Raw genomic sequence first — 12,178 nt, 5'->3', positions numbered from 1 at the left:
TCAAGACAGTTCCGGACAAATTCGTACTTTTGCGGCTCTAAAACCATTTAATCCCCGTACAAGTGATCATTCCATTGGCCCACCGTGCCGGACAAACGCAGGAATACTACTTCTCGGTCAAGCTGGCTGAAGTTCGTAAACTGCTGGCTGCCGGGCATGATGTGATTAACATGGGCATCGGAAATCCCGATATGATGCCGTCCGACAACACGCTTCAAACACTGGTCAATTCGGCCTATCAACCGAATGCCCACGGTTATCAATCCTATAAAGGTACCCCCGGTTTTCGGACGGCTGTTGCCGGTTATTACGCCCATACGTACGGAGTATCGCTTGATCCCGAGACAGAAATATTACCTCTTTTAGGTTCAAAAGAAGGCATTACGCACATTTCGCTGACGTTTCTGAACGAAGGCGATGAAGTGCTGGTACCGGAACTGGGGTATCCGGCCTATACAGCCGTGAGCCGGATGGTGGGCGCTCAGGTGCGGAATTACCCCTTGCTGGAAAACAAAGGCTGGCAGCCCGACTGGGAAGCGATGGAAGAGCTGGTGTCTGATAATGCAAAGATACTCTGGCTGAATTATCCGCATATGCCAACGGGCGCACCAACCACGCAAAAGCTATTCGAGCAGGCCGTCCGGTTTGCGTACGACTACAGCCTGTTGCTCTGCCACGATAATCCCTACAGCCTGGTTCTGAATAAAAAACCGCCAATTAGTCTGCTTTCCATCGACGGCGCAAAAGAGGTGGTGATCGAAATGAACTCGATGAGTAAGTCGCACAACATGGCGGGTTGGCGGGTTGGCTGGATGGCGTCGTCGAAACCGTACATCGATGCGGTTTTGTCGATCAAAAGCAATGTTGATTCGGGGATGTTCAAGCCCGTAATGGATGCGGCTGCCGAAGCTCTTGGTAACCCGGATTCGTGGCACGAGGAACGAAACGCAGTGTATGCGGGTCGGCTGGAAGCCGCTACGGCATTTCTGGACGCCCTGAATTGTACGTATACCGACGATCAGGAAGGAATGTTTTTGTGGGCAAAACTACCGGATTCTGTTGAATCGGCCGAAAGTTTGGTGGACGATTTGCTATATAACAAGCACATTTTCATTGCGCCGGGGTTTATCTTCGGTCCGAAAGGAAACCGGTATATCCGGGTATCGTTATGTATGCCGAAAGAGCGAATTTGGGAAGCGGTAAATAGAATTAAATAAAACTCTGATGACCTCGGATGTCCCTGATTAACTCTTAGAAATAACAGTTACACAGGGTTTATCAGGGAACATCAGAGGTGATCAGGGAGAAAACATATGGTCATCACAATCGTTGGAGTTGGGTTATTGGGCGGGTCGTTGGCCCTGGCGATTCGGGAAAAATACCCGAAAGCGCAATTTGTCGGGGTCGATGCATCACCGGTTCACGGGAAACTGGCTCTGGCGAAAGGACTCGTGGATGAAATGCAGTCGTTGGATGCCGCCGTGGCGGTGAGTGACCTGGTTGTGCTGGCGACGCCGGTGAATACAATTCTGGAATTATTGCCTCAGGTACTGGATCAATTACCGGAAGGGGCGACGGTGACGGATTTGGGATCAACGAAAGAGTTGATTTGTCAATTGGCGGATGATCACCCGAAACGGGCGCAGTTTGTCGCCATTCACCCCATGGCCGGGACCGAAAATTCGGGTCCGGGAGCTGCTTTTCGGGAATTGTTGCCCGGAAAAAACCTCATCATTTGCGATCGGGAGAAGAGCGAACCCAACAGCCTGAAACTGGTGGAAGCCTTGTTCAGCGACATTGGCATGAAACTTTTTTACATGAGCCCACAAGAGCACGACCTGCACCTGGCTTATGTCTCGCACCTGAGCCACATCAGCGCGTTTGCCTTGGGTCTCACGGTGTTGGAAAAAGAAAAAGACGAACAGGCGATTTTCGATATGGCAAGCACCGGTTTTAGTTCGACCGTCCGCCTGGCGAAAAGTTCACCGCAAATGTGGGCGCCGATTTTCGACCAAAACCGCCAGAATGTGTCGCAGGCCTTGGCCGATTACATTGTCTTTTTGCAGCAGTTTAAAGAGCTAATCGACGAGCAGAACGTCACGGATTCATTCGAGTTTATGGCCCGCGCAAACCAGATTCGTCGGGTGCTGGAAGGCATTGATAAGAAATAGAAATAATGAACAATGTAAAGGTGCTGTCTTGAACCATCTTTTTTACATTGTTCATTTTTCATTGTTAATTGTTTTTCGTTCTCCTTCAAAAATCCGCCGGGCATTTTGAAGACTGGTTTTCTGGATAAAATGGGCGATGGCGGCTTTGCCGATGCCCAGCGTTGCGGTGGTGGCAATGCCGGCTGAAACCGCACTTCCAACGCCCGGGAAGAGAATTTTGACTGAGGCCCGCGCGATTTCCCGCAACACCAAACCCGCACTGATCGTTGCGCCGATGGCCGTCAGAAACTCTTTCGCCGATTGCGAACTCAACTGACGTCCAGCGACGTAGGCAATCGCGATGATCAGCGTAATTTGCAGGGATGTAATGGGAATGATGTCGCCAATCGGAATCGGTACGGCGGCAATTCCTCCGCAGATAGCGGCAACTACCTGCGTCAGCCGGTTCGCAATCGACTCCTGAAGCGTTCGCGCCTGACTCAATCGGGCAAAAGCCAGCTTGCCTTCTTTCGGCAATTCATTGAAAATATAATGCAGCAATTCATCGATCCGCCAGCGTTCGTCGGAGCGCAGTGTATCATTTTTCCAGGATTGGTACGATGAAACGCCAATCACCGTAATCAGGTGTTCTTTCAGATACGGATCGGATTCAATTTTTGCCCGGAGCAAATTTTCAATGGCCGTTACCCGATCCCGTTTTTCCTTCAAATCATCCGGATCTTCCTCGTCTGGTTTGTGCAATCGGACATTCTTGGGTTCGAGTGTGTCGCAATGCGTTGCCACCACCAGCAAAGGTGGTTGGTAGTTATGAACCTTTTCGACGGTTTGACTGATCTCTTTCAAGGCTTCCAAATCGGCATTGATTCCGGAATCGGCTTCGGTCGCTTTGATCAGAAACAGGATTATATCCGGTGCTTTCGCTTTCAGGGCTGCATTGATCGACTCAATGGGGGATGCGGCCGAATCGGCTTCGTCGGGCCGCGAACCTTCCTGTAAACCCCGCGTATCCAGCATTTCGATCGTGCCGTATTCTCCCGCGTAAGGCCACCAGGTAGCCGCGCCGGTTTGGGCTTTTTCGTGACCCACTTCGGCCACCTTACGACCAAAAATGGCATTGATCAACGAGGATTTCCCACTGCCGCGCCTTCCCACCAGTGCAAAGCGGGGGGAGCGCGTTTCGACCAGTAACTGTCGGAATTCCCGAATTTCCTGACGGACTTCTTTCGCGACCTTTTCAGGTAGTCGATCCAGCAGAGCTTCCAGCTTTTGTAAAACCTCGCTGATTTGGGTTTGCAGGGGTGAGTTCATAATTGTAATGGTAACGAAAATTGCGGTTTTGTGTGGCGGAAACTACACTGCCGGTTCAATTGGCTAAACCATTTGCGCTACACTTGTTTAAACAAAACCAGTTAATTCCATTTCGGGAAATAATTTCGATAAAAAAACACCTGACTTCCAACGCTCTGGACCGCAACCGGGTCTCTGTACACATACGTCCAAACCCACTTTATATGAAAAACCGACTACTTATTTTGTTGTCTGCGGCATTGTGGCTGGCCTGTCAGTCCAAAGACTCGTCGGAATTTGGAATCGAACCCGGTGGCAACACCTATAACGACGATGCAACTCCGACTAAAAAAATGATGTGCTCCGGCACCAATTGCGACAATCCCAACAGCGTTGAACAATACACGTACAATAAAAACGGAAAACTGATCCGAATTGATTACCTGGGGCGGGTCGCGAGTGGACAAATGGAGGTGCTTTCGTACGTCGAGCAGATTTACAACAAACACGATAACCTGGTCGGGAAAATCCGCTACGGGAAGTACGGCAGTGAAGGCTGGACGGCTTACGAAGAGTCTGAATTCGAGTACGCGGAAGGTGGCTTGTTAACCGAACGGATTTATTTTAATCAGCGCAATCCGGAAAAGCGGGTACTGACCGGTTTGGTGCAATACGAGTTTAAGGATGGAAAAAAAATCGGCCAGAAATGGTTCGATGCCCGGGAGCAACCGAGCTATCGCGTTGCGTATGAATACAAAAACGATGTGCTCATCCGCGAAACCTGGTATTCGGACACCGACAAAATCATCCGGTTATTCACGCACTCATTTGCCGGAAACCGCCGTCAGATCAGCGAGCATATGCCCAACCGTTCCGAACAAATTGCGCTGATTGAAAAGACCTACGATAAAAAAGGGCGCCTGATAACCGAAGAAACGAAAGTCAACAATCCGCTTCTTTGTTCAATGGTAGCCGGAGTTATTCAATATGCCTATTGATTTTATCCAGTACAAGGTGACAATTCGTATGAAAAGGCAACCCGGCTTGGGTTGTCTTTTTTCTTTTTATTCGCTTCGCAAAACCGCCGGTTTAGGGGGCATTTCTTCCGCTTCGCTGAGGTAAAAAATGACAATAAGAGCGCTTTATTTTGCTTTGTGACTGAATTTCAATTTTGTATGAAACAGTTGCTCATTGTCATATTGCTGGTAGCCAGCCGCGACGTGCGGGCACAAACCGTTGTTCGGACGGTGCAGGACGCCATTCAAAGAACCCGGCAACATAACCCCGATCTAACCATTGCCCGCCAGAACCGGGTGACGCAGGATCAGCAGCGGGCTGCCAGCCGGGCCGCACTGTTGCCAACAGCACGGGCATTTTCTAATTTTGATTATAATTATGCCCTGCCGACTCAGTTGATTCCGGCCGAATTTCTGGGTGGACAACCCGGGGAGTTTCGGAGCCTGCAATTTGGGGTTCCGTTTAATTTAACGGCGGGTGTGGAGGTGTCGATGCCACTACTGAGTCGTCCCAACCGCCTGGATATCGGGTTGACCGTTCAAAATTTACGGATTATCGACGACCAGAATCTGGTGCTGCAGGATGAGGTTTCGACGCAGGTGGCCCGAATCTACCACGCTACTTTGCTGACCCGATCGGCCATCGACATCGCCCGCCGGAATGTTGCCAATGCCGACACCATTGCGACCATTGCCCACCAGCGACTGGCGAAAGGCCAGATTGAACCGCTGGAATTCAATCGCCTGCAATCCATCCGGTTGACGGCGGAAGACGTGTTGCGGCAAAATGAACTGACCTACGTCCGGAATTTGAACCAGTTGAAAGTGCTGCTCGGGTTAACGGTTCGTGACTCACTGGTTCTGGAACAAAACCTGATGGGATCGGCCCAATCGACCGGTTTTTCGGGATTGAGTCAAACCGTTGAACGGCCGCAGGTAACCGTCCGGAGGTCGCAACTGGAATTGTTTCGTCAGCAACTGAACCGGGAAAACGGCCTGCGCTGGCCAACGCTATCGGTGTATGCCCGCTATTCGGTCCAGGCGCAACGGAAAGAATTTAGTTTTTTTGACGTAAGCCAGAAGTGGTTTCCGATTGGGGTAGCCGGTTTGCAGCTTAATATTCCCATTTATTCGGGCGGTTTGCGAACGGCCAATCTGAACCGCGCCAGGCTTCGAATCGAACAGGCCCAGGCCGAGTTGGCCTATGAACAAACCCGTGCCGAACTGGATAATCAGGATATTCTGAATACTTATCATCAGGCTGTTAACTCGTTGACTTTCAATCGTCAGAATTACGAGCTGAACGAGCAGAATACGCAGATTGCCCTGATCAAATACCGGGCGGGAATTTTCGCGTACGATCAATACCTGAATGTCTTCAACGAGTCGCTGAACGCCCAGAACCGCTACCTGAATAATCTATCAAACGTGTTTATTAATCAGACGATTTTGCAGATCAGAAATGGATACTAAATCTTACTTAAGCGCTCAATATGAACGGCTTGGCATTCATAAAGTGAAAATGAAAACGGTATTTGTGCTGGAGGGAATTTTGTTGACTACGGTTTTTTACGGCTGCAATCGAACGGAAGAAGGAACCAGTCCAACCTACAAAGACCTGACCGAAGCGGTCTATGCATCGGGCAGTGTTTTTCCACGAAACGAATACAAGGTGCTCGCCAACGCAGACGGTATTTTGCAGCAGCAACTGGTGAGTGAGGGTGATTCGGTCAAGCGAAATCAGCTGGTGTTTGTGCTGGAGGGTATTACGCAGGGCGCGCGCGAACAGGCTGCGGCTAACATCTACCGGCAATCGCAGGCCAATCTGAATACCAACTCGCCGGTTTTGGCCGAACTGGAAGCTCAGCTACAAACGGCCCAAACGCGCCTGGCCAATGACTCGGTCAATTATGTTCGTTACCGGGATCTGTACCAGCAAAACGCAACCTCCAAAGCCGAACTTGAACGCGTACAACTGGCGTACCAAACCTCCCGAAACGACTTTGCCGCCCGCCGAAGTTCGTTGCAACGGACCCGGAATCAGTTGTATGTTGATCTGCAAAACTCAAGAAGTCAATACATTGCGAGTGGACAGGATCAGGGTAATACCCGCATCCGGAGTTTTGTAGACGGTAAAGTATATGAGATTTCGAAAGAACCGGGCGAGGTGGTTCGCCGAAACGATCAATTGGCATTGATTGGGAGTGGGCGTGAAGTCTTTGTCCAACTGGCGGTCGACGAAAGCGATTTCGGTAAAATTCGGGTTGGGCAGGACGTTATTGTAAAAGCCGATGTCTATCCGGACAAAGTTTTCAAGGCGATAGTCCGGAAAATTTATCCCAAGCTAAACCGGGTCGATCAGTCGTTTCGGGTCGATGCCGATTTCGTGGGCGAACTTCCCGATGCCTATTACGGTCTGACGGTCGAAGCCAACATTGTGATCAGCCAGAAAAACCGGGTACTGACCATTCCAAAGTCATATGTGGTTGGAAATGACAGCGTTTGGGTAAAAGAGAACGGCGAAGCCCGGAAAATCCGGATTGAGAAAGGTGCCGAGAATTTCGATCTGGTGCAGGTAAAAGGCGGTTTAAATGAAAAATCCATAGTCGTCAATCCGGAATGATGTGCTAAAGTTTCGCAGCGTTAAGCGAAGAAGAATAGAGTTAAGCAGCGTTTTTTTCTTCGCTCAACTCCGCGAAATAACCAACTTAAAATCATGAATCTCCGCATCACCACCCAGATTGCCCGTACGCACCTGATGGCAAAAAAGCGGCAAACGCTCGTTGCCATGCTGGGCGTAACGTTCGGGATTGCCATGTTTATCACCATGATTTCGTTCATGCAGGGCGTCAATCAGTTTCTGGAGGACTCAGCGCTGGATGCCAGCCCGCACGTGCGGATGTATAACGAAGTGAATACGCAGCGGCCCGCCCTCATCGAGCAACTCAACCCGGGCGATTCGGCCTTCAATGTGATTTACCACCAGAAGCCGAAAGAGCAATTGTCGCGGCTGAAAAACGGGTTGCTCATCGCCCGGCGCATTGAAAAAGAACCGGGGGTTTTGGGCGTTTCACCCCAGCTCAGCACGCAGGTATTCTACAATAACGGGCCCATTCAGATTTCCGGCACGGTTGCGGGCGTGGATATTGAGCGGGAAAACCGCCTTTATAATCTAAAATCACGGCTGAAGTCGGGCACGCTGAACGCACTGCGAAGTAACCCGAATGGCTTAATCATGGGTAGCGTGCTGGCTCGCAAACTAAACGTCCGGGCAGGCGATAAAGTGAGTGTGACAACGCCAACGGGTGGAACGATGATTTTGCGGGTCGTTGGCACGTTTAGTTTCGGCATCGGCACGGTCGATAATACGAAGAGTTACGCCAATTTGTCGACGGTTCAGGAGATTTTGCAAAAGGATGCGAGTTACGTGACGGATATTCACATCAAGATGTTCGATCCCTTACTGGCGATCCCGCTGGGTAAAAAACTGAGGGCCATTTACGGGTATTATACGGAAGACTGGGCAACGGCCAATTCGGCCATTCTGGCAGGCGAAAAGATCCGGAATGTCATGACATTCGTGGTGTCCATGACGCTGTTGGTAGTGGCCGGTTTTGGGATTTACAACATCATGAATATGAACGTCATCAATAAAATTAAAGACATTGCCATCCTGAAAGCGACCGGTTTTGAGGGAAAGGATATTGTTATGATATTCCTGTTCCAGGCTATTTTTATCGGTTTGCTAGGCGGATTAATGGGGTTACTGATTGGATTTATACTAAGTTATTTATTGTCAATCACACCGTTCAATGCCGGTGATTTTTTAAGCATTAAAACCTTTCCGGTTATTTTCGATTCCAAATACTACGTAATGGGGATTTTATTCGGATTGATTACAACAGTACTTGCTGGTTATTTCCCATCCAGGAAAGCAGCGAAAGTGGATCCGGTTTCGATATTGCGTGGCTAAAGACTATGATTACGGTGATTTATATGATTTAAATTGATTTCTACCAAAAAGGCACTCAATTAATAAACCATTCTCATCTGTTTAATCGCGATTGAAATCATTTTAATCACCCAAATCACCGTAATCATAGTATGGAAAAGGTTTTAAAAGCATCGCATTTTAATAAATACTTTTCAGAACCCGATCGGTTTCAGGTTTTGAAAGACGTTTCGTTTGAGGTTAACAAAGGAGAATTTCTGGCAATTGTGGGGAAGTCAGGTTGTGGGAAATCCACTCTTCTATACCTTCTTTCGACAATGGATACGGATTACGAAGGCTCTCTCGAAATTAATGGCCAGAAACTGACGGGAAAAAGCCAGGATTATTTGTCGAAATTTCGCAACGAACACCTTGGATTTGTGTTTCAATTTCACTTTTTATTACCGGAATTTACGACGCTGCAAAATGTCATGCTGCCAGCTTTAAAATTGGGAAAGTATTCTGAAAAAGAGGTAGAACACCGGGCATATGAGAAGCTTAAAATGATTGGAATGGCCGACCACGCTAAAAAGCTTTCGAGTAAATTGTCGGGCGGGCAACAGCAGCGGGTAGCGATCGCCCGCGCCTTGATCAACGATCCGACCATTGTGATGGGGGACGAGCCGACGGGAAATCTGGACCGCACCAACACGGGAATTGTGTTTGATATTTTCCGTGAAATTGCGCGTGAAAATCACCAGACTATTATTGCTGTCACCCACGACCCGGATTTTGCCGCCGGTTCCGACCGCGTGATTGAAATGTCGGACGGTATGATTATTTCCAGCCATGAAAATTAAATTTAATAAATACGTTGAGATTATCCTGGTATGGGCGGCTATTGGCGGGGTAATAATCCGTCAGTGGGTCGTTCCGGATATTACCTGGCCGGTCCAGCTTAGTTTGTTTTTTCTTTCTTTTATTGTATTAAACGCCATCTGGGTTTTTCATTACCTGTTCAATGATTATTTGAATCAGCGTTTGCCGTTTGAGAAAAATATAAAACTACGGGTAGCCGTTCAGGTAGTTGGTGGTTGGAGTATTGTTAAAACAATCTCAGTCATTGCTACTTATATTGTATCCACCTTCTTTCTGTCTGCCCGTTATATGGAGATCAGCCAGACCAACCGCTTAAGCATTATTATTGTTGGCTTTACGATATTTCTGGCAAATACTGTAGTTTGTTTAGGCTTTATGGCGAGTCATTTTTTGAAACAATGGCAGGAAAATGCCGTTCGGGCGACACAGCTGGAGAAGGAGAAGGTTCAGGTACAACTCGATAATTTAAAAAACCAGTTAAGTCCCCATTTTCTATTTAACAGCCTATCTTCTCTGGATGGTTTAATTCACGAAAATCCGGATTTGGCATCACAGTTTTTGCGACAATTATCGAAAGTTTTTCGCTACGTTATACAGCACAAAGACAAAGATCTGGTGAGTTTATCAACCGAAGTAGATTTTATAAATAATTACATTTCACTGCTCAAAACCCGGTTTAATGGTTCCCTCGATATTGAGATAAAAATACCGTCGGAGTATTCAGATAAAGCCATTGTTCCGGTGACCATGCAAATTCTGATCGAAAATGCCATCAAGCATAATATTGCTAATTCCGGGCAACCACTAACGATTCAAATCATGGCCGATGAACAGTATGTAACCGTCGAAAATAATCTGCAGCGAAAACCGCGTGTTGAAACGTCCAATGGCCAGGGTTTAACCAACCTGAAAGCGTTGTATCATTTTTTAAGTGAAAAAGATGTGAAGGTAGAAGAGCAGACCGACCGGTTTCGGGTGCGCATCCCCTTGGTTTAGGGAAAAATGAACTACGAAAAATAACAATTGAATGGTCAATCGTCGTACATTGTGGGCAATCACTAATCCTTAACTTGATATGACGCACGCACACAATGCCGACCACCTCCTGGATATTACGCTTCGGGAGCTGACCACTGATCCGGTACATCTGCAGCCGATGGCCAGCAGTTTTATTGACCAATGGGTCCGCGCACTCGGATCGGGTCACCTGGTTCTGGACGATATTTCGGATGAATTGGAACAACTGAAAGCGGCTCTGGCTTCGGGGAAAAGCTTATTAATTGCCGAATCATTGCACTCACTGGCCAAATTAACCCGCAAAAGTCTCGATCAGGCGGATGAGGAAATGGGAGGAAAACTGAAGGAGTTGGCTGCAACGCTGGATACTATTTCAACCGGATTGGGGAGAAAGTCTAAATGAATGAATAATGAACAATGAATAATGAACAGCGTATCCTGGCATGTTCATTATTCATTGTTCATTGAGAAATGTTACTCAGTAACGTCTCTCAAGGTGGTAATTTGGTCACGGGTATGACGCAATTCATCCAGCTGGGTGCTGAGGGTCTGACGGATGTAAGACGGAATTTGCTCATCTTCCAGCGTCTCTTCGTATTCCTCAACAGCGGCATTTTCGCCGAAAACGCAGGATTCCAGCACCGTGTTGCGATCTTTTCCGGTAAAAGCTGCTTTGATATCAATCCAGGCGCGGTGAATTTTGCTGCCGGTGCTTGTTTCGTCAATACCGGGAACCTGACCTCCGATCCGAACGATATTATCGGCCAGTTCGCTTCGGAACTTGCGACTTTGGGAAGTCAGGTTTTTGAATAATGAAGCCAGTTCAGGGTCTTCAATGTCTTCGGCGGCTTTTTCAAAGCCATTGATGCGGTCGTTGTTGATCTTAACCAGATCGTTTAGCGAATCAACAATTTCGTCGTTTGTCATGATTTCGTTGAGTATTGATTTGTGTCTATTTTAACTCATTTGTTTAGCGAATGTTTAACAATACCGGTTTTTAGTGCACGAAAAAAGATGATGATTTTACTGATCGAAGATGAATTGCTGGTTGCCAAGACGTTAGCCCGACTGGTTCGGCAACTGGAACCCGAAGCACATTTGGAAGGGCCACTGGAAAGTGTTCGGTCGGCGGTCGCTTGGTTTGAGCACCACCGCGCCAGCGATTTGCCCGATCCGGATTTGATTTTATCGGACATTCAACTTTCCGATGGCGTTAGTTTTGATATTTACCGGGAGATCAATCCGCAGTGTCCAATCATCTTTACAACGGCTTACGACGAATACGCCATTCGGGCTTTCAAACTGAACAGCATCGATTACCTGCTGAAACCGATTGAACCGGAAGAACTGAAAACCGCCTTTGATAAATACCACCGATGGAAACAGGGCGGAAATTCAACGCATTTTCGCGATCAACTTCGTGATTTGCTGGCGGACATGTCGGTTCCGAGCAAAAAATACAAGCACCGCTTTACCGCCCATTATTTGCGAAACATCGTGCCGGTTAATGAAAACAATGTGGCATACTTTTGCCGCGATGAATTAATTTATCTCTACACCATGGACGGACAGAAACTGGTAACCGATTACGGTTCCCTGGACGAACTGGAGGAGTTAACGGATCCGGCGGTTTTTATCCGCGCCAATCGGCAGTGCCTTGTCAATCAGAACGCCATTGCGGGATATCAATCGCATTACAGCGGAAAACTGGTGGTAACGCTCAAAAAACCGGTCGATTCGGAATTGACCATCAGTAAGGAGAAAGCAGCGGTTTTTCGGGAGTGGTTTGAGCAGGGATAGAAGCATAAGGAAAGACAAGAGAGTAAAGATATGAGAGTAGAGACAAGAGAATAGAGAGATTTTCGGTCTCACTTCTC

12 protein-coding genes are annotated in these 12,178 nt (G+C 47.9%); 10 read left to right on the top strand and 2 right to left on the bottom strand.

Translation table 11 applies throughout. The features are described 5' to 3' along the window. Window positions 1–62: 62 nt before the first annotated feature. Window positions 63–1,217 (top strand): pyridoxal phosphate-dependent aminotransferase, encoded by a 1,155-nt coding sequence (locus EHT25_RS07190; protein WP_124872737.1) that lies wholly within the window; start codon window positions 63–65, stop codon window positions 1,215–1,217. A 96-nt stretch (window positions 1,218–1,313) separates the two neighbouring features. After that, entirely contained in the window at window positions 1,314–2,171 is an 858-nt protein-coding gene (locus tag EHT25_RS07185; RefSeq protein ID WP_124872735.1) for a prephenate dehydrogenase, read from the top strand. Window positions 2,172–2,222: 51 nt separating this feature from the next. On the opposite strand, the gene EHT25_RS07180 is transcribed toward EHT25_RS07185, so the two are convergent. Further along, window positions 2,223–3,479, bottom strand: a complete 1,257-nt coding sequence (locus EHT25_RS07180) for a GTPase family protein (protein ID WP_124872733.1) — start codon at window positions 3,477–3,479, stop codon at window positions 2,223–2,225. A 203-nt stretch (window positions 3,480–3,682) separates the two neighbouring features. Here EHT25_RS07180 and EHT25_RS07175 point away from each other — a divergent pair, with 203 nt between their 5' ends. From EHT25_RS07175 to EHT25_RS07145, 7 genes are all read left to right on the top strand, one after another. Beyond that, window positions 3,683–4,456, top strand: coding sequence for a hypothetical protein (locus EHT25_RS07175; RefSeq protein ID WP_124872731.1), 774 nt, complete (start codon window positions 3,683–3,685; stop codon window positions 4,454–4,456). 177 nt (window positions 4,457–4,633) lie between these two features. After that, window positions 4,634–5,947, top strand: a complete 1,314-nt coding sequence (locus tag EHT25_RS07170) for a TolC family protein (RefSeq protein WP_124872729.1) — start codon at window positions 4,634–4,636, stop codon at window positions 5,945–5,947. 49 nt (window positions 5,948–5,996) lie between these two features. Next, entirely contained in the window at window positions 5,997–7,097 is a 1,101-nt protein-coding gene (locus tag EHT25_RS07165; protein WP_124872727.1) for an efflux RND transporter periplasmic adaptor subunit, read from the top strand. Between the two features lie 93 nt (window positions 7,098–7,190). Beyond that, window positions 7,191–8,447 carry an ABC transporter permease gene (locus EHT25_RS07160; RefSeq protein WP_124872725.1) on the top strand — a complete coding sequence of 419 codons (1,257 nt, stop codon included), beginning with the start codon at window positions 7,191–7,193 and terminating at the stop codon, window positions 8,445–8,447. A 131-nt stretch (window positions 8,448–8,578) separates the two neighbouring features. After that, the gene (locus EHT25_RS07155) at window positions 8,579–9,265 is read left to right on the top strand and encodes an ABC transporter ATP-binding protein (protein ID WP_124872723.1); all 687 of its coding nucleotides are present in this window, start codon (window positions 8,579–8,581) and stop codon (window positions 9,263–9,265) included. Beyond that, window positions 9,255–10,280 carry a sensor histidine kinase gene (locus EHT25_RS07150; protein WP_124872721.1) on the top strand — a complete coding sequence of 342 codons (1,026 nt, stop codon included), beginning with the start codon at window positions 9,255–9,257 and terminating at the stop codon, window positions 10,278–10,280. Before EHT25_RS07155 ends, EHT25_RS07150 begins: the two co-directional genes overlap by 11 nt. A 79-nt stretch (window positions 10,281–10,359) precedes the next feature. Continuing rightward, window positions 10,360–10,704, top strand: coding sequence for a hypothetical protein (locus EHT25_RS07145; RefSeq protein WP_124872719.1), 345 nt, complete (start codon window positions 10,360–10,362; stop codon window positions 10,702–10,704). A 71-nt stretch (window positions 10,705–10,775) separates the two neighbouring features. On the opposite strand, the gene EHT25_RS07140 is transcribed toward EHT25_RS07145, so the two are convergent. Continuing rightward, window positions 10,776–11,228, bottom strand: coding sequence for a ferritin-like domain-containing protein (locus tag EHT25_RS07140; protein WP_310588737.1), 453 nt, complete (start codon window positions 11,226–11,228; stop codon window positions 10,776–10,778). Between the two features lie 87 nt (window positions 11,229–11,315). On the opposite strand from EHT25_RS07140, the gene EHT25_RS07135 reads away from it, so the two are divergent. Then, window positions 11,316–12,101, top strand: a complete 786-nt coding sequence (locus EHT25_RS07135; protein WP_124872715.1) for a LytR/AlgR family response regulator transcription factor — start codon at window positions 11,316–11,318, stop codon at window positions 12,099–12,101. Window positions 12,102–12,178: the final 77 nt, after the last annotated feature.

This window comes from Larkinella rosea (assembly GCF_003858635.1).
In the GTDB taxonomy this organism is placed as follows: domain Bacteria; phylum Bacteroidota; class Bacteroidia; order Cytophagales; family Spirosomataceae; genus Larkinella; species Larkinella rosea.
The sequence above is the reverse complement of the archived record's forward strand: the minus strand, read 5'-3'. Positions and strand labels throughout refer to the sequence as shown.